The organism is Arthrobacter sp. 754, from assembly GCF_040548695.1.
GTDB lineage: Bacteria > Actinomycetota > Actinomycetes > Actinomycetales > Micrococcaceae > Arthrobacter.
The window spans coordinates 441,051-458,597 of record NZ_JBEPSC010000004.1 but is presented as its reverse complement, the minus strand read 5'-3'; the positions used below and the strand labels follow the sequence as shown (position 1 = coordinate 458,597).

General features: G+C 66.8%; 20 protein-coding genes. 19 read left to right on the top strand and 1 reads right to left on the bottom strand.

Going from position 1 to position 17,547, the window contains the following annotated elements:
* Positions 1-153 precede the first annotated feature (153 nt).
* From dacB to ABIA70_RS14235, 18 genes are all read left to right on the top strand, one after another.
* Entirely contained in the window at positions 154-1,653 is a 1,500-nt protein-coding gene (dacB, locus tag ABIA70_RS14320) for a D-alanyl-D-alanine carboxypeptidase/D-alanyl-D-alanine endopeptidase (protein WP_354148212.1), read from the top strand.
* Between the two features lie 243 nt (positions 1,654-1,896).
* Positions 1,897-3,030: an Rv3626c family coenzyme F420 biosynthesis-associated protein gene (locus ABIA70_RS14315; protein ID WP_354148211.1), complete on the top strand. Its 1,134-nt coding sequence runs from the start codon at positions 1,897-1,899 to the stop codon at positions 3,028-3,030.
* 51 nt (positions 3,031-3,081) lie between these two features.
* Positions 3,082-4,182, top strand: a complete 1,101-nt coding sequence (tilS, locus tag ABIA70_RS14310; protein ID WP_354148325.1) for a tRNA lysidine(34) synthetase TilS — start codon at positions 3,082-3,084, stop codon at positions 4,180-4,182.
* A gap of 30 nt (positions 4,183-4,212) precedes the next feature.
* On the top strand, positions 4,213-4,764 hold the full coding sequence (gene hpt, locus ABIA70_RS14305; RefSeq protein WP_108597333.1) for a hypoxanthine phosphoribosyltransferase: 552 nt from the start codon (positions 4,213-4,215) through the stop codon (positions 4,762-4,764).
* A 184-nt stretch (positions 4,765-4,948) separates the two neighbouring features.
* A complete protein-coding gene (ftsH, locus tag ABIA70_RS14300) occupies positions 4,949-7,015 on the top strand; it encodes an ATP-dependent zinc metalloprotease FtsH (protein ID WP_354148210.1) in 2,067 nt (688 codons plus the stop codon).
* 10 nt (positions 7,016-7,025) lie between these two features.
* Positions 7,026-7,670, top strand: a complete 645-nt coding sequence (gene folE, locus ABIA70_RS14295; protein WP_354148209.1) for a GTP cyclohydrolase I FolE — start codon at positions 7,026-7,028, stop codon at positions 7,668-7,670.
* 10 nt (positions 7,671-7,680) lie between these two features.
* Complete coding sequence (gene folP / locus ABIA70_RS14290; protein WP_354148208.1) at positions 7,681-8,601, top strand: dihydropteroate synthase; 921 nt, start codon at positions 7,681-7,683, stop codon at positions 8,599-8,601.
* A 13-nt stretch (positions 8,602-8,614) separates the two neighbouring features.
* Positions 8,615-9,004 carry a dihydroneopterin aldolase gene (folB, locus tag ABIA70_RS14285; protein WP_354148207.1) on the top strand — a complete coding sequence of 130 codons (390 nt, stop codon included), beginning with the start codon at positions 8,615-8,617 and terminating at the stop codon, positions 9,002-9,004.
* Positions 9,001-9,537 (top strand): 2-amino-4-hydroxy-6-hydroxymethyldihydropteridine diphosphokinase, encoded by a 537-nt coding sequence (gene folK / locus ABIA70_RS14280; protein WP_354148206.1) that lies wholly within the window; start codon positions 9,001-9,003, stop codon positions 9,535-9,537. The genes folB and folK overlap by 4 nt, the downstream gene beginning before the upstream one ends.
* Before the next feature lie 2 nt (positions 9,538-9,539).
* Positions 9,540-10,076 (top strand): DUF3180 domain-containing protein, encoded by a 537-nt coding sequence (locus ABIA70_RS14275; RefSeq protein ID WP_354148205.1) that lies wholly within the window; start codon positions 9,540-9,542, stop codon positions 10,074-10,076.
* Entirely contained in the window at positions 10,057-10,569 is a 513-nt protein-coding gene (locus ABIA70_RS14270; protein WP_354148204.1) for a PH domain-containing protein, read from the top strand. The genes ABIA70_RS14275 and ABIA70_RS14270 overlap by 20 nt, the downstream gene beginning before the upstream one ends.
* Complete coding sequence (locus tag ABIA70_RS14265; protein WP_354148203.1) at positions 10,566-12,137, top strand: PH domain-containing protein; 1,572 nt, start codon at positions 10,566-10,568, stop codon at positions 12,135-12,137. Before ABIA70_RS14270 ends, ABIA70_RS14265 begins: the two co-directional genes overlap by 4 nt.
* A complete protein-coding gene (locus tag ABIA70_RS14260; protein ID WP_354148202.1) occupies positions 12,130-13,020 on the top strand; it encodes a Rossmann-like and DUF2520 domain-containing protein in 891 nt (296 codons plus the stop codon). Before ABIA70_RS14265 ends, ABIA70_RS14260 begins: the two co-directional genes overlap by 8 nt.
* 1 nt (position 13,021) lies before the next feature.
* Complete coding sequence (locus ABIA70_RS14255; RefSeq protein ID WP_354148201.1) at positions 13,022-13,951, top strand: 4-phosphopantoate--beta-alanine ligase; 930 nt, start codon at positions 13,022-13,024, stop codon at positions 13,949-13,951.
* Between the two features lie 255 nt (positions 13,952-14,206).
* Entirely contained in the window at positions 14,207-14,428 is a 222-nt protein-coding gene (locus tag ABIA70_RS14250) for a hypothetical protein (RefSeq protein WP_354148200.1), read from the top strand.
* A gap of 84 nt (positions 14,429-14,512) precedes the next feature.
* Entirely contained in the window at positions 14,513-14,770 is a 258-nt protein-coding gene (locus tag ABIA70_RS14245; RefSeq protein WP_354148199.1) for a hypothetical protein, read from the top strand.
* A gap of 247 nt (positions 14,771-15,017) precedes the next feature.
* On the top strand, positions 15,018-15,713 hold the full coding sequence (locus ABIA70_RS14240) for a GAF and ANTAR domain-containing protein (RefSeq protein ID WP_354148198.1): 696 nt from the start codon (positions 15,018-15,020) through the stop codon (positions 15,711-15,713).
* A 9-nt stretch (positions 15,714-15,722) separates the two neighbouring features.
* Entirely contained in the window at positions 15,723-16,433 is a 711-nt protein-coding gene (locus ABIA70_RS14235) for a GAF and ANTAR domain-containing protein (protein ID WP_354148197.1), read from the top strand.
* A 47-nt stretch (positions 16,434-16,480) separates the two neighbouring features.
* On the opposite strand, the gene ABIA70_RS14230 is transcribed toward ABIA70_RS14235, so the two are convergent.
* Entirely contained in the window at positions 16,481-16,762 is a 282-nt protein-coding gene (locus ABIA70_RS14230) for a hypothetical protein (protein WP_354148196.1), read from the bottom strand.
* 126 nt (positions 16,763-16,888) lie between these two features.
* On the opposite strand from ABIA70_RS14230, the gene ABIA70_RS14225 reads away from it, so the two are divergent.
* Positions 16,889-17,509, top strand: coding sequence for a TetR/AcrR family transcriptional regulator (locus ABIA70_RS14225; RefSeq protein ID WP_354148195.1), 621 nt, complete (start codon positions 16,889-16,891; stop codon positions 17,507-17,509).
* The last annotated feature ends 38 nt before the right edge of the window (positions 17,510-17,547 follow it).

Here is a 17,547-nt window from a genome sequence, read left to right as displayed (position 1 = left end):
GGAATGCTCCTCGGCAATTGCAGGGGTTCGCGGCACAGGAAGACGAACCGCAAAAGGAGTGTCGGTGCCGCCGACTATTATTGAGGATATAGCGAGAGGCCCAGGTTTCAGGAACTGGCAAGGATATTTCAGGACTTGAGGACCAGCACCAGCATGAAGGAAACAGCGGCCACGGACGTGTCCAAGGACGCGTCCTCGCGCAGGTTCCACCCCGGACTGCGGGCCTTGCCCACCGCGCTGCTCCTTGCTTTGATCGTCCTCCTGGCCGCTCCCGCCGCCTTGCTCATCGCCCCGGCCTTCGTGGGTCCGCCGCCGGTTGCCACTCCGCAGACACCCGCCTGGCAGCAGGCTCCCACGGCACTGTCCGCCCGGCAGGGCCTGGCGCCGCTGTCCGAATCTGCACCGCTGCCGCTGCCCGCTGCAGTCGGCGCTCAGCTGGACCCCCTGTTAAAGCCCGACGGCGGCGGCACCTTTACGGGGCTGGTCCAGGACGGGATGACCGGCCAGATCCTGTTTGACCGCGGCGGTTCGGAGAACCGGGTCCCGGCCTCCAACATGAAGCTGCTCACTACCGTGGCAGCACTGCGCGCCCTGGGGCCAGGGCACCGGTTCAGCACCAGGGTCCTGGCCGGTCCCGGCCCAGGGCAGGTGGTCCTGGCCGGCGGCGGCGATGTCCTCCTCGGACCCGGCGAATCCGCGCCGGACCGCGTGATGGGCCACGCCGGGCTCGCGTCCCTTGCCGCGGCCACCGTGGCAGCGCTCCAGGACAAGGGAGCCGCCGGCGAGCTCAAGGTCCTCGTGGACGATTCCCTGTTCAGCGGCCCGCCACTTAATCCGGCCTGGGCCGAGGGTGACGTCGCAGCAGGGGAGGTGGCGCCGCTGTTCCCCCTGGCACTGCACTCCGCACGTTTCGATCCCGCGGTCACCACCGGCCCGCGGCCCCAGGACTCCGCCGTCACCGCAGCGGAGGCGTTCGCTGCCCAGCTCAAAGCTGCGGGTTCCGCTGCGGGATTCACGGTAACCGCCGCCGTCGAGCGTTATTCACCCTCCGGAACGGGGGAGGCGGCAGCCGCCTCGGAGCCGGTGGTACTGGCCGGGGTGCAGTCCGCCACCGTGAGCGAGCAGGTGGACCTGATGCTGCAGACCTCTGACAACTACCTGGCCGAAGTGCTGGGCAGGATGGCGTCGGCGGCTTCCGGCGGACCGGCCAGCAATGAGGGCGCCACCGCTGCCGTCCGTGCCCGGCTCGGGGAGCTGGGCATCCCCGCCGAAGGCATGAACCTCGCCGACGTTTCAGGCCTGGCCCTGGGCAACCAGGTCTCCGCCCGCCAGTTCGCCGAAGTGGTGCGCGCCATCACCACCGGTCCGGATCCCCGGCTGCGCGGGGCCCTGGACGGATTCCCGGTGGCGGGCCTGACCGGAACACTGGATGAACGTTACTCGGGCGAGGCCACGGAACGCGGCGCCGGCCTGGTGCGGGCCAAGACCGGAACGCTGAATTCGGTGATCGCACTCAGCGGCTACGTGGTGGATGCGGATGGCCGCCTGCTGGTGTTTTCGTTCATCGGAAACGGACTGACGCCGGGAGCTGCCGGAAACCGGGAAGCGCTGGACCGTGCCGCCACGGCGCTCGCTGCCTGCGGCTGCCGGTAGGGCACCGGTTCCGGAAGCAAGGACGTCGTGGTGCGGCCGGCAGGAACGTCCGGACGGTAGGGTCACACCGTTCGAACCGGTACAGGGCCGCTGTGCTTCGCTGGTTCCTGCTGCAACCACTCTGCCCCTGCGGCTTGGGACGGGGCTTTCGGCCTCCTGTGGGAGGCCTGTGAAAGGTGTGGGCCGTTCGCCGGTCAGCGAACTTAAGGTCGATCCGGCGCCCGCTGTGTTCTGATGGGAACTATGGAGTCCACTGCACGTGATTCGTCAGCACCGGCAACATCCGGCCCCGCCCAGGCCCTGATCAACTGGGACCTCGCGGCATCCACCGCGGCCCGGCTGGCTTCGGCGGGTCCAACCCTGGATACAGGGGAAATCAACGATGCCGTGGACAGCCTGCGCCGCCTCGCGGACGCCTCGGTTCCGCACGTCCACGAGATCACCGGCCTCGAAGCGGCCAGGGACCTCCGGGACTCGTCCGTCCTGGTGGTGGACCGGGCAAACTGGGCCAAGGCGAATACGCAGAGCTTCGCCGTCATGCTCAAGCCCGCCATGGAAAAGATGCTTGCCAGCCGCCGCGGCACCCTCAGCCCCGCGGCCGCCAGCGTCAGTGGAGCCATCACCGGCAGCCAGCTGGGTGCGGTCCTGGCGTTCCTGTCCAGCAAGGTCCTGGGCCAGTACGATCCGTTTGCGGCGCTCGCGGAAGGCTCCAAAGCGCCGGCGGCCGGAAGGCTGCTGCTGGTGGCGCCCAACATCGTCGCAGTCGAGCGTGAGCTCAACGTCGCACCGGAGGATTTCCGTCTCTGGGTCTGCCTGCATGAGCAGACGCACCGGGTGCAGTTCGCGGCGGCGCCGTGGCTCCGCCACCACATGCTCGAGCAGATCGACGACCTCAGCGGACACCTTCTGGGCAATGTGGACACCCTTATGGAACGTGCCTCCGCCGCCGCCCGCTCCCTCAAGGACCGCAGCGCCAACGGCAACACCCCCGGCCGCGGCGCCATCCTGGACCTGCTGCAGAACCCGGAGGAAAAGGCTGCCATCTCGCATCTGACGGCGGTGATGAGCCTTTTGGAGGGCCACGCCAACGTGGTGATGGACGGGGTGGACGCCAGCATCGTCCCGTCGGTCAAGACCATCCGGCAGCGCTTCACGGACCGGGGCAAGGACCGCGGGGTGATGGAGAAATTCATCCGCAACCTGCTGGGCCTGGACGCCAAGATGCGGCAGTATTCCGACGGCGCCAAGTTTGTCCGCGCGGTGGTGGACGTGGCCGGCATGGAAGGCTTCAACCGGGTATGGGAATCCGCCGACCACCTGCCCACCGAACCCGAGATCCACGACGCCAAGCTGTGGCTTGACCGGATGGGCCTGTAGTTGCCTGACGCTGCCACCGGTTTCCACAGCGGACGACGACGGCCCGGCAGGCTGGCACCTGTCGTCGGCACAGCGCGTAAAGCCCTCCAGAACGCCCTGGCCGAGGCGGGGTATCCCGCACATGTGTTGGTGGCGTGCAGCGGGGGACCGGACTCGCTGGCCCTGGCCTCCGTGGCGGCGTACTTTGCCCGGCGGGGACACGTGGACGGGCACCCCGTCACGGTGGGCGCTGTGGTGGTGGACCACCAGCTGCAGCCCGGCTCCGCTGGGGTGGCTGCCCGGACGTCCCGCACCCTGAAGGAACTGGGCCTCGCTCCGGTGGTGGTCCGGACTGTCGTTGTGGCGCCAACAGGCATGGGCCCGGAAGCCGCCGCGCGGGATGCACGCCACGCAGCGCTGGAGGCGGAAGCGCGGGAGCAGGGTGCCGCCGCCATCCTCCTCGGCCACACCCTGGACGACCAGGCCGAACAGGTCCTCCTCGGCCTGGCCCGCGGATCCGGCACCCGCTCCCTCGCCGGGATGAGACCAGCCCGCGGCATGCTGCTGCGGCCTTTCCTGGGCCTCCGGCGCGCGGACACCCTGGCGATCTGCGCTGCTGAGGAACTGGAACCCTGGCACGATCCGAGCAATGCGGATCCCGCGTTTGCCCGTTCGCGGACCCGGGTGGAGGTCCTGCCGCTGCTGGAGGAAAAGCTCGGCCCCGGCGTCGCGGAATCACTGGCGCGCACGGCATCCATCCTCCAGCTGGACGCCGACTACCTCGAGCAGGTGGCTGGCAGCACATTCGCTGCCCTCGCGGAGCGGTCCGGGCGGGAACTGAGCCTGCCCGAGGAGGCCCTGGGCGAACTGGCCCCGGCCATCAGGTTCCGGGTGATCGCCAAGGCCGCGGCCGACGTCGGGGGCCAACAGCCCAGCTACCAGCGACTCCTGGCTGCGGAAGCACTGCTTCGGCGGCAGGGTTCCGCCGGTCCGGTGGAGCTCCCCGGCGGGGTGAGCGTGTACCGGCTCTCGCTGGCCCAGCTGGCAGAACCCGACGTCGGGGGCCTGCACGCAGCCGACGCCCGCCGGCCCGGGGACGGCATTCCTGTTCCCCGCGAAGGTGCCCGCTGTGGGAAGCTAGTATTCCGGCCTCAAAAACCGCCCTCAAATTAGTCGCATCCCGCATCTACACAGGAGCCATTGGTGGATTCAAACGACGTCCAGGCAGATCTCAAGCACGTTCTCTACACCAAGGAACAGATCCAGCAGCGGATCGGTGAACTCGCTGCGCAGATCGACAAGGACTACGAGGGCCGCGATCTCCTTATCGTAGGCGTCCTCAAGGGTGCCGTGATGGTCATGGCAGACCTCGCCCGCGCGCTCCACAGCCATGTGTCCATGGACTGGATGGCTGTCTCCTCCTACGGTTCGGGCACGCAGTCCTCAGGGGTTGTCCGCATCCTCAAGGACCTGGACACCGACCTCATGGGCAAGGACGTCCTGATCGTCGAGGACATCATTGATTCCGGCCTGACACTGTCCTGGCTGAAGACAAACCTGGAGTCCCGCGGCACTGCGTCGGTGGAGATCTGCACCGCCTTCCGCAAGCCCGCAGCCACCAAGGTCAAGATCGACGTCAAGTACGTCGGGTACGACATCCCCAGCGAATTTGTGGTGGGCTACGGCCTGGACTATGCCGAGAAGTACCGCAACCTGGACTTCGTGGGCACGCTCGCCCCGCACGTCTACGAGTAACCCGCCGGGTACCGCCGGTAACGGCTGTGTGCAGGTTCCGCTACGCCCAGAGGGAACTTTTGGGCGCCTCCATGCGTGAATTACACCGGACGGTGTATAGCTAGAAGCTGACGCAGCACCATCACGCGCGCAGACCACTCGCCGTGCAGCACTACCAGGAGGGACGGGGCCAGCCCCCGATCAGATGAAAGCTAAGAGTTTCTTCAAGGGCCCGGGAATCTGGATCGTCGTTGTGATCGCCATGCTGCTTGTGGCCTTTGCGACGCTGGCTCCCGGCGGTGCGGCAAGGATCGACACCGACAAGGGCCTTGAGCTCCTCGCCGACAGCGGCAAGGTGGAGCAGGCAAAGATTTTCGACGGCGAAAACCGTGTTGACCTGGTCCTGAAGGACAGCCTGAACGTCGACGGCCAGGACAAGGGCAAGAGCGTCCAGTTCTTCTTCGTTGACGCCCGCGCCGCCGACGTCGTCAAGGCCGTCACAGCCGCCAAGCCCGCCAACGGTTACACCGACCAGCCGATCGAAAGCAACTGGTTCTCCGGCCTGCTTTCGCTGCTGATCCCCGTGATCCTGCTCGGCGCGCTGTTCTGGTTCCTGATGACCCGCATGCAGGGCGGCGGCTCGAAGATCATGCAGTTCGGCAAGTCCAAGGCCAAGATGGTCAACAAGGACATGCCCCAGGTGACCTTCGTTGACGTCGCCGGCGCGGACGAGGCAGTGGAGGAACTCCAGGAAATCAAGGAGTTCCTGCAGGAACCGGCCAAATTCCAGGCCGTGGGAGCCAAGATCCCCAAGGGCGTGCTGCTCTACGGCCCTCCCGGAACCGGCAAGACCCTCCTGGCCCGCGCCGTCGCCGGCGAGGCCGGAGTTCCCTTCTTCTCCATCTCCGGTTCCGACTTCGTGGAAATGTTCGTCGGTGTGGGCGCCTCCCGCGTCCGCGACCTCTTTGAGCAGGCAAAGGCCAACTCGCCGGCCATCATCTTCGTTGACGAGATCGACGCCGTCGGCCGCCACCGCGGCGCCGGCATCGGCGGCGGCAACGACGAACGCGAGCAGACCCTGAACCAGTTGCTGGTTGAGATGGACGGCTTCGACGTCAAGACCAACGTCATCCTGATCGCGGCGACCAACCGTCCGGACGTCCTGGACCCGGCGCTCCTGCGGCCGGGCCGTTTCGACCGCCAGATCACGGTTGAGGCGCCGGACCTGATCGGCCGCGACCAGATCCTCCAGGTGCACGCCAAGGGCAAGCCGATGGCACCGGGCGTTGACCTCAAGAGCGTGGCCAAGAAGACCCCCGGTTACACGGGTGCTGACCTCGCCAACGTGCTCAACGAAGCAGCGCTGCTGACCGCGCGCTCCAATGCCAACCTCATCGACGACCGCGCCCTGGACGAGGCAATCGACCGCGTCATGGCCGGCCCGCAGAAGCGCAGCCGCGTGATGAAGGAACATGAGCGCAAGATCACCGCCTACCACGAGGGCGGCCACGCCCTGGTGGCAGCGGCGCTGAGGAACTCGGCGCCGGTCACCAAGATCACCATCCTGCCCCGCGGCCGCGCCCTGGGCTACACCATGGTGGTGCCGGAGAACGACAAATACTCCATCACCCGCAACGAACTGCTGGACCAGATGGCCTACGCCATGGGCGGCCGGGTGGCCGAGGAGATTGTGTTCCACGACCCCTCCACCGGCGCTTCCAATGACATCGAAAAGGCCACGGCCACGGCCCGCAAGATGGTCACCGAGTACGGCATGAGCGAACGGGTGGGAGCTGTCCGCCTCGGGCAGGGCGGCGGCGAGCCGTTCCTGGGCCGCGACGCCGGGCACGAGCGCAACTACTCCGACCAGATCGCCTACGTGGTGGATGAGGAAGTCCGCCGCCTGATCGACCAGGCACACGACGAGGCCTACGCCATCCTGACCGAAAACCGCGACGTCCTGGACCAGCTGGCCTTGGAACTCCTGGAGCGGGAAACCCTTAACCAGACGGAGATTGCGGACATCTTCACCGAAATCCGCAAGCGCGACTTCCGCGAGGTGTGGCTGTCCAAGGAGACCCGACCGGTCCAGCAGGCCGGCCCGGTGGAGTCGCGCCAGGAGAAGGCCGAACGGGAAGCCCAGGAGGAGGCCAAGCAGGCCCGCCTCGACGAACCGCTGGACGCCCAGCCGCCGCACCCCCAGGGTGTGCCGGAGGATGCTCCCTTCAAGGGCGGCATCCCCGACTCGGGGCCTGACGCCCTGCGCGGCTAAGCTTTCTCCTGTGACTCACTTCGACGACGACGACGCCCACGACTCTGCCATGCACCACGCGGAGGGTGGATCCCACCACAAGAAGCACGAAAAGGTGGACCGGCCGCGGATCGAAGCCGCCGTCCGCGAAATCCTGCTGGCCATCGGTGAAGATCCGGACCGCGGCGGGCTCCAGGACACCCCCAAGCGGGTGGCCAAGGCCTACGCCGAGGTGTTCGCTGGGCTGCACCATAATCCCGCAGATGTCCTGTCGACCACCTTCGACCTGGACCACGAGGAACTGGTCCTGGTCAAGGACATTCCCTTCTACTCCACGTGCGAGCATCACCTGGTGCCGTTCCACGGGGTGGCCCACGTGGGCTACATCCCGTCACATGACGGAAAAGTGACCGGGCTGAGCAAGCTGGCCCGGCTGGTGGACATCTATGCCCGCCGTCCGCAGGTGCAGGAGCGACTCACCACGGAAATCGTCGAAGCGATGGTCACCCACCTCAAACCCCGTGGGGCGATCGTCGTTGTTGAATGCGAACACATGTGCATGTCAATGCGCGGTGTCCGCAAGCCCGGAGCAAAGACCGTCACCAGTGCGGTCCGCGGGCAGCTCCATGACCCGGCCACCCGTGCCGAAGCCATGAGCCTCATCCTCGGAAGGTAACAATCAGACCATGGACTCACTCGCAGCAGCCCCGGGAACCGGGCCGGCAACATCGCCGCTGCCCATCCTGCGCAAACCGCGCCCGGCCGCCAGGTTCGCGGACCTGCCCACGGACCGCACCCTGGTCATGGGTATCCTCAACGTCACCCCGGACTCCTTCAGCGACGGCGGGAAGCACGCCACCGCGGACACCGCCATCGCGGCCGGCTTGCGGATGTTCTACGCCGGGGCGGACATCATCGACGTCGGCGGCGAATCGACCCGCCCCGGCGCCGAAGACGTGAGCCCGCAGGAAGAGCAGCGCCGGGTGGTCCCGGTCATCCAGGCCCTGGTCAAGGCCGGTGCGCTGGTCAGCATCGACACCACCCACGCTTCCACGGCCGCTGCAGCGTTGGCAGCCGGTGCCGCCATCATCAACGACGTCTCCGGCCTGACCATAGAGCCTGAGATGGCGGAGCTGGTGGCTTCCTCCAAGGCTCCCTACGTGCTCACCCACCGCAGGGGCGACGCCCGCACCATGAATTCGCTGGCCGATTACCAGGACGTCGCCGGCGAAGTGGTGGCAGAACTGGCCGGAGTCCGTGACAAGCTCTACGCAGCCGGCGTCAGCCCGGAGCAGATCATTGTGGATCCGGGCCTGGGCTTCGCCAAGAACGACGCCCAGAACTGGGAACTCCTGCGGAACCTTGACCAGCTGAACAGCCTCGGGCACAGGGTCCTGGTGGCCGCGTCCCGTAAGCGCTTCCTCGGGACTCTCCTCACGGTGGCCGGCAAATCCGCCGCCCCGGAGGAACGCGACGCCGCCACTGCAGCGATTACCGCCATCAGCGCCTTCCGCGGCGCCTGGGCTGTCCGCGTGCACGACGTCGGACCAAGCCTTGACGCCGTCAAGGTCGCCTCACGCTTGGCTGCTGCACACACCAACCACTAGGGCCGGGGGACCCATGGACAGGATTACGCTGAGCGGCGTCACCGCCGTCGGTTATCACGGCGTCTTTGATTTTGAACGCCGCGAGGGCCAGCCGTTTGTGGTGGACGCCGTGCTGCACCTGGACTTCGCCAAGGCCGCGGAATCCGACGACGTCCGGGACACCGCGCACTACGGCGAGGTGGCGGAACGGATCAAGGACTGGATCATCGGGGAACCGCTGAACCTGATCGAGGCCCTGGCCGTCCGGATCGCCGATTCCCTGCTCAGCGACTTCAAGGTCCAGGCCGTGGACATCACCGTCCACAAACCCCAGGCCCCCATCGAGGTCCCCTTCGGCGATGTGGCTGTCAGCGTGCACCGGACCCGGCAACAAAGTGTCCCTATAAACGGTGAGCTGCCATGAGCGGCTACACCAAGGCGGTGCTGGCGCTCGGCAGCAACCTGGGTGAACGGAACGACACCCTGTCGGAGGCTGTCGCGGACCTCGTGGACCCGCCGGAGGTCCGGCTGCTCGCCGTTTCCCCCGTCGTCCAGACCAAAGCCGTGGGCGGCCCGGCGGGCCAGCCGGACTTCCTTAACATGGTCATCACCGTTGAAACCACGCTGGACCCCGCAGCTCTGCTGAAGCACTGCCAGGCGGTGGAGAACAAGCACCACCGCGTCAGGGAGGTGCGCTGGGGACCGCGGACGCTCGACGTCGACATCATCACCTACGGCGACGTCACCAGCGATGACCCCACACTTACCCTCCCGCACCCTTTGGCGGACAAGCGCGCCTTCGTCCTGTACCCCTGGTCCCTGATCGAGCCGGCCGCCACGCTGAACGGCGAACGCATCAGCGTCCTCGCTGCCCGCGCATCCGACTTCGACGATCTTGCCCCGTTTGACGGTTTCGGCGACTACGACGGCGTCCCCACAGCCGGGGCGGTGGAGTAGCCGTGAAGCCCATCAATCCGTTCCGCCTGATGCTGATCGGCCTGGTCATGGCCGTCGCAGGCTGGTCCGCCACGGTGGTGACCAGCCGGTACAGCATGGCCACCCCCGTCCTTCCGGCCACCGCGCTGGCTTCCATGGGTGTGATCGTTGCCATCACCCTCATTCTTGGCATTAGGATCCTCCGCTGGCGCAACAGCAACCGCGACAACACCAAGAAGAAGACGCCGCTGAATCCGATCCTCGCTGCCCGGACCCTGGTGCTGGCCCAGGCCTGCGCGTACGCGGGCACCGTCCTGCTCGGCTGGCACGCCGGGATCTTCCTGGACCAGCTGCGGATCTGGAACCTCCGCAGCGACCAAAGCATCACCTGGGTGGCGGTCGCGATGGCCGGCGGCGGCCTGGTGATGATTGTGGTGGGCCTGCTGGTGGAGAAGTTCTGCAAGATCCCGCCTGAGGACACCGAAACGCCCGGCGAGGGCAAACGGAGCCCGCGCGGCGAAGCCGCCGGGGAAGGCGAATATGCGTACCGAGGCGATTGATCCCCCCGGCATCATCTGGCAGCGGGTTTCGCCGAAGTACATCACCGTGCGGCTGGTCCAATGGGCCGTCGCCAACCTCGCAGCCGTGGCGGTCCTGTCCCTGCCCCTGTTGCTTGTCCTGTCGGGCTGGTGGGAATGGCCGCCGCTGTGGCTGGCCATCACCGTCCCGGCCGTGACGCTGGTCCTGGCCCTCTGGCGGCTTGCGCTGATCCCGCGCCAGGTACGCGCCATCGGCTACGCGGAACGGGACGATGACCTGCTGGTCCGCGGCGGCATCTTCTTCCAGCGGACCCTGGCGGTACCGTACGGGCGGATGCAGTACGTCGATATCGCGGTCGGACCCGTGGAGCGCGGGCTGGGGCTTTGCACCCTCAAACTCCACACCGCCGCGCCCGGGACCAACGCGCTGATCCCCGGGCTGCCCGCCGCGGAAGGGGCCCGCCTGCGCGAGCAGCTTGCCGCCCGGGGCGAAGCCAGGCTGGCAGGACTGTGACCGCAGAGGTTCCGCAGCCCGATCCGCCTGCAGCGCTGGCGAAAGCGCCCGACGGCGAGTGGCTGCGGGTCCACCCGGCGTCGCCGTTTGTGCGCGGCTGGCTGGCGCTGGCCGCCATTGGCTTCTTCTTCGGGCGGGACATCTTCGAACGCATGATGCAGGGCCGCCCCGTTTTTGAAGAAGACTTCGCCGGCAGGGCACCATGGCTCCTGGCCGCCGGCGGCGCGGTACTGCTGGCAACCGTGGCAGGTTTCATCCTGGAGTGGTACTTCACCAAGTACCAGGTCGCCGGCGGCTACGTCCGGGTGAACTCCGGCTTCCTCTTCCGCCAGCAGCGGCAGGCCCGGCTGGACCGGGTCCAGGCCATCGACATCGTCCAGCCGCTCCTTGCCAGGATCTTCGGGCTCGCCGAGCTCAAGTTCGAGGTGGCGGACGCCGGCGAATCCGCGGTGCGCCTCGCGTTCCTGCGGATGGATGTTGCCCGGCAGCTCCGGGCCGACATCCTGGCGCGCGCCGCCGGGATTGTCCCGGACCCCGAACGCCCGAAGGAACCCGCGCCCGAGGCGCCGGAACATCAGGTCCTGTCGGTGCCGCCGTCGCGCCTTATCGGTTCGCTGCTCCTGAGCGAGCAAAGCTTCGTTGTGGTGGTGGGCGGCGTCGCCTCCGTCATCCTGTCCGCGTTGACGGAGAACCGCGGGTTCTATTTCTACCTGATTCCCGCGGCACTGGGCCTGGCTGCCAGTTACTGGGGCTCCTTCAACAAGGGCTACAACTTCACCGCCGCGATTTCGCCGGACGGGATCCGGCTGCGTTACGGGCTGCTGGACACCCAGGCCCAGACGGTCCCGCCCGGCAGGATCCAGGCACTGAAAGTGGCCCAGTCGCCGCTGTGGCGGATCTTTGGCTGGTACCGGATCCAGGTCAACGTGGCCGGGTACGGCGTATTGGGCAGCAATGGCGAAGCGTCATCGCGAACCACGCTGCTGCCGGTGGGCAAGCTGCCTGAGGTGATGAGCATGCTCTCGCTGGTGCTCCCGGACCCCGGCACCGCGGAACCCGGAAGGGTTTTTGCGGCCGGTCTCAACGGGTTGGATTCCGACGGCGGTTTCGTCACCACCCCGCGCCGCGGCAGGCTGCTCGCACCCATGGGTTGGCGCCGCAACGGATACGCGGCCACGGCTACTGCCCTGTTGATCCGCTCAGGCCGTTGGTGGCGGCAGCTGGTGGTGGTGCCGCACCAGCGGACCCAGTCCCTGGCGTTGCACCAGGGCCCGCTCGCGCGCCGGTTCAGGCTGGCGGACCTCGTCCTGCACACCACGGCCGGGCCGGTGTCGCCGCGGCTGATCCAGGCCGGCCTCGATGAAGCGCGCACCCTTTTCGATGAGCAGGCAGCCCGGGCCCGGCTTGCCCGCAAGCGCCAGACCACCGAGTATTGGCTTGCGCAGGTGGTTGAGCCGTTCCAAACCGCCGGGCCGGTGGTTGGGCCTGGTGACACGCCTGCTTCACCCGCCGTTGGCTCTGACACCCCGCCCATGACACCCCAACAGGAAGGCCCGCAACGTGGCTAAGCCCGGACGCCTTGGCGTCGGAATCATTGGTGCCGGCAAAGTGGGCGCCGTCCTTGGCGCGGCTTTGCGCGCTGCCGAGCACGCCGTCGTCGGGGTTTCAGCGGTGTCCGACGCCAGCCGTGAACGCGCGGAGGCGTTGCTGCCCGGCGTGCCCGTCCTGGAGATCCAGGACATTGTTGAGCGCTCCCAACTCGTGCTCCTGGCCGTCCCGGACGACGCGCTGGCCGGACTGGTTGACGGGCTGGCGAAACTCGGGGCCTGGCAGCCGGGACAGATCGTGGCCCACACGTCGGGCAGGTTCGGGGTGGGGGTCCTCCGCCCGGTACGGGCGGCCGGGTCGATTCCGTTGGCCCTGCACCCGGCCATGACGTTCACAGGCATGAGCCTGGACCTCGCCCGCCTGCTTGACTGCACTTTCGGAGTCACCGCGGATGCCGCGATGCTGCCGATCGCCCAGGCGCTGGTGGTGGAGATGGGTGCTGAGCCGGTGGCCATCGCCGAAGCCGACCGCACCCTGTACCACGCTGCCCTAGCCCACGGCTCGAACCATCTGGTCACCCTGGTGGCGCAGGCGTCCCAGCTGCTGCGGGACGTGGGTGTGGAGGCGCCCGAGCGGATGCTCGGACCACTGCTGCGCGCCACCCTGGAAAACGCTTTGGCTTCCGGCGAATCGGCGCTGACCGGGCCGGTGGCCCGGGGCGACTCGGGGACCGTGGAGGCGCACGCGGAGGCACTGCGCGAGTACGACGCCGGGGCACACGGTGATGTGCTGGAGGCGTACCTCGCCATGGCCCGCGCCACCGCCCGCCGGGCGGAAAGCCGGGGGCTGCTCAAGACCGGCCAGCTGGAGGCAATCCGGGCTGCCCTGGAAGAAGGAAACTGACATGGCCATACAACTGGTGACAACGGCGGCGGAGCTGCAGGACGCAAGTGCCCGGCTGCTGGTGCAGAAACAGGGGCGGTCACAGGGCCTGGTGCCCACCATGGGCGCACTCCACGCTGGACACGCCAGGCTCGCGCGGACCGCTGTTGAGCAGAACGACGTGGTGGTGGCGTCAATTTTCGTCAATCCGCTGCAGTTCGGAGATGCCGTGGACCTGGACAGGTACCCGCGGACCCTTGACGCCGATCTGGCCCTGCTGGAGGAACAGGGCGTGGACCTGGTATTTGCCCCGTCCGTGGAGGAGGTCTATCCCGGTGGTGAGCCTCTGGTGCGCGTGAGCGCAGGCTCCCTGGGGGAGAAGTGGGAAGGCGCGTCGCGGCCCGGGCATTTCGACGGCGCCCTCACGGTGGTTGCCAAACTGCTGCACTACGGCACACCGGGTGCGGGATTGCCGCCGTCGGGTGCCTTCGTCTCGGGCGGCAGCGGGGGACTGCCGTCCTACCGTGCCTATTTCGGGCAAAAGGACGCGCAGCAGCTGGCACTGGTGCGGCGGATGGTGGCGGACCTGAATTTCCCTGTCGAAATCGTGGGGGTGCCCACCGTGCGTTCTGCCGACGGGCTTGCCCTTTCCAGCCGCAACCGCTTCCTCTCGGCGGAACAGCGTGAAGCAGCCCTGGTGCTCTCGCGGGCTCTCCGGCTCGTGGAGGAGCGGGCGAATGCGCACGAACCCCTGGATCCCGATTCGGTACGGGCACTCGTTGAATCCCAGCCGCAGGTTGAACTGGACTATTTTGAAGTGGTGGATCCGCGCACCTTGGAGCCGCTCGCCGAAAACTGCCGTAAGGTGCCGTTCCGTGGGGAGGGCCTGGCGATTATCGCGGCCAAGGTGGGGCCGGTCCGACTGATCGATAACGTCCCGCTCAGCTCCTGATCCCTGTTCGACATCCTGCTGATCCGGTATGCTGACAGTGTTGCCCCGGACCCTGGCATCGCCCTAATTGGCGTACTCCAGGAGGACCACTTTCACCACGGGCACCCGGTATCCCCCCTTTGAATTCCCCCTCGGTTTCTTGTGCTGCCTGGCTTCAGCGTGTCCAATGCAGCCGCATGCATGGCGGGCGAACGCGCGCCTGCATCCCCAATTCCCTCTGGCCTTCCCGGCCTTGAATACCCAGGAGCGAATCCTATGATCCGCACAGTTGAAAACGGACTGTCCTACCTCGTGAAAGTCACTGATGCGTCCGCCTTGGACGACTATCTTAATTCGGCCGTTGACCTGGCCCGCCAGCACGCAGCAGTCACCGGTCTGTGCGGGATCCTCGTGACCCGCCATGCCTATGACACTTACACGGTGGCGGTCAGTGAGACCGTACCTTTCGGCGAGACCCGTGAACGGCAGGACCTTTAGGCGGAGACCTCGATGGTTTACCTGGAAAGCACATTCCGCGTCCTTCCGCGCCCAGTGGATGACGCTGTATTTGATCATGCTGCAGTGGACGACGCTGCAGGCAGACATGCCGCAGTGGACGGCGCAGCCGTGGCGGAAGGGACCCCGGCCGACGGACTCACGCCGATCGGATGGCAGGCCCGGGAGATCATAGACTCCATCCTCAAAGACAGATCCCCGGGCCTGGACGAGGTCCACTGGCGTCTGCGCCGCAATCTGGCCGCCCACCCGGGCTCTCCGGAGCTCGCCCTCCTGGCCCACCTCATGGAAACCACGGAACTGGTTAACCGCGGAACTGATTAGTAACGGAACTGATTAGTAACGGAACTGATTGGCCAATGAGCCCATCAGCCAGGGAACTGGCAACCGGGGGCGCACGGGCATACGGGCCCTGCCTGATGACCTCGTTTGCGCTGCTCAGCGCCAAGGCCCTTGATTGGTGCCCCCGAAAGGCGGCAATAGGTATCCTTGAAGTGACGACTCCGCCGTTCCGGTTCAGCCTGCAGCCGGGTCCCCTCACAGCGGGATAATTCAGGATCAGAGGCCCACCATGGAAAGTGCACCCGGCTTGGCTGCGGGTGAGGATGACGTGTGTGCCCCCTATCTGGAAAAGCTGCCCATCACAGGTGCCGCGGTCTCCCTTTTCGGCGGTTCGGCGACTGAGACCCTGGTCTCCGCGACGGACGAACTGGCTGCCCGACTGGACGAGCTGCAGTTCAACCTGGGGGAAGGGCCGCGCTGGCGGGCCCTGCAGACCCGGTTGCCCGTGCTGCTTCCCGACGCCCAGTCACCCATTGACCATGAGTGGCCGATGTTCCGCAGGGCGATCCAGGGGACACGGGCGGCCGCCCTGTTTGTCTTTCCGCTGACAGTGGGCGCCGTGGACCTCGGCGTCGTTGAGCTGTACCACATCACCCCCGGAACGCTGAGCCGGTACGACCAGGCAATGGCGGCGGTGCTGGCCGGCGAGACCTCCTGGCACCTCCTGCGCAGGATTCTTAATCTCAGTTCCCCCGAGACTGATCCGGTCCTTGAGCCCGGGCTGATGTCGCGACGGGAGATCCACCAGGCCACCGGGATGGTTCTGGCACAGTCCGGCACCACGGCAGCGGAGTCGTTGCTCCTGTTGCGGGCGCACGCCTTTGCCCATGACCTCACCCTGAAGGAGACAGCCGCGGCTGTGCTCGAGGGCCGGCTCAGCTTTGACCCCGCCAACGGTGGGCCGGGGGGACGCGCACTGCAGTAAAATGGCGGCATGGGATTCAGTACGCGCGCCGAGCGCGTCAGCGTGGCGTTCGTGAAGATCACGGACACACTCGTGGCCGACTACGACGTCGTTGACCTTCTCCACACCCTCGTGGAGGAGTCTGTGGGCCTGCTGGACGTGGCCGCCGCGGGATTGCTCCTGGCTGATCCCAGTGGGGAGCTTCAGGTGGTGGCATCCACCAGCGAGGAAAGCCGGCTCGTGGAGATCCTGCAGCTTCGGGCCGGGGCCGGCCCCTGCGTTGAGTGCTACCTGTCCGGTAAGGCAGTGGAGGTGGCGAGCATCGCCAACCTCACTGGCTGGCAGGAGTTCCGTGAGGCCGCGCTCTCGCAGGGCTTCCGCGCGGTTCATGCAGTGCCCATGCGCGTTCACGGCAGGATCATCGGGGCGATGGGTCTTTTCGGGGACCAGGAAGGTGCCCTGACCGCAGAAGACGCGGCCATCGGGCAGGCGCTCGCGGACGTGGCAACGATCAGCCTCATGCAGGAACGGACCATTCGGGAAGCGGTCCTGGTCAACGAGCAGCTCCAGCGGGCACTGAACACCCGGGTCCTGATCGAACAGGCGAAGGGCGTCATCGCCCACACCGCCGGCGTGGACATGGACGAGGCGTTCAACCGGCTACGGAGCCACGCACGGGCCAACAGCCAGAGCCTGCACGTGACAGCCGGGCGCATCGTGGACCGCAGCCTGACCCTCTAAAGGCAGCCTGACCCTGGAGAGCTGGATTGTCGAGCTGGAACCGGCTCTTACTGCAGTGACTCACCCTGGGGATCGCGGTTGATCATCAGCTGCTGCAGGAGTGCGCGTTCGGGCCGGCCGGGGTTCTGGGCCACGCAGCGGCGCAGCCGGGCCCTGGCCAGCTCCTCGCCCGGTGCGGTTCCTGCCAACACTTCATCGATGATTTCCTGGGCCTGCCACCGGAGGGATTCCCGGGCGAACTGCCGGACTTCTGCGGATGCGGCCGCACCTTCAATCCACGGGTCGGACTCTTCGCAGGGTATGAATTCGAACACTCGCTCTGCTGACATCGGGGCCTCCTTGCACCAGGCCGGTGGATTCCTGATGGGTCCCTCGGCGTCGAAGCACTGCGCTGAAAAACACGATACCGCGAGTAAGACTGGTCTGTCTCCCTTCAGGAGTAAACTGTTCCTACGATGAGTCAAGGTGCAGAGTCCGTACAATCGCCTGCTGAAATCCAGGCAGTGGCGGCCCTTCATCCTGCCGATTCCCGGAGCCGGATTCTTGCCGTGGCCTACGATCTTTTCTCCCGCCGGGGCGTGCGCGACGTCGGCGTCAACGAGCTGATCGAGCGCTCCGGCGTGGCCAAAGCGACCTTTTACCGGCATTTCCCTTCGAAGGATTCACTCGTGCTGGCCTTCCTTGCGCAGCGGGACCAGCTCTGGACCATAGAGACGATCGTCAGCCAGGCAAGGCTGCGCGGCACCACACCCACTGAACAGCTGCTCGCCATCTTCGATGTCTTTGGCGACTGGTTCGTGCGCGATGATTTTGAAGCCTGCTCATTCATTAATGTCCTGCTGGAAATGGGCCCCGCCCATCCCCTCGGCCAGGCCAGCATTGATTATCTGGCAAAGATCCGGGGCCATGTGCAGGCCCTCGCGGAGGAAGCGGGGCTGCAGCGCACCGAGGACTTCTCCCGCTCATGGCACATCCTCATGAAGGGCTCCATCGTCTCGGCCTCCGAAGGTGATACCGGAGCGGCGAAGCGGGCCCAGCAGATGGCCGGCTGGCTCATCGAGCACCACCGCAGCTGAAGCCATATAGTCAGCTTGCTTATCACTTGATGCTTTCC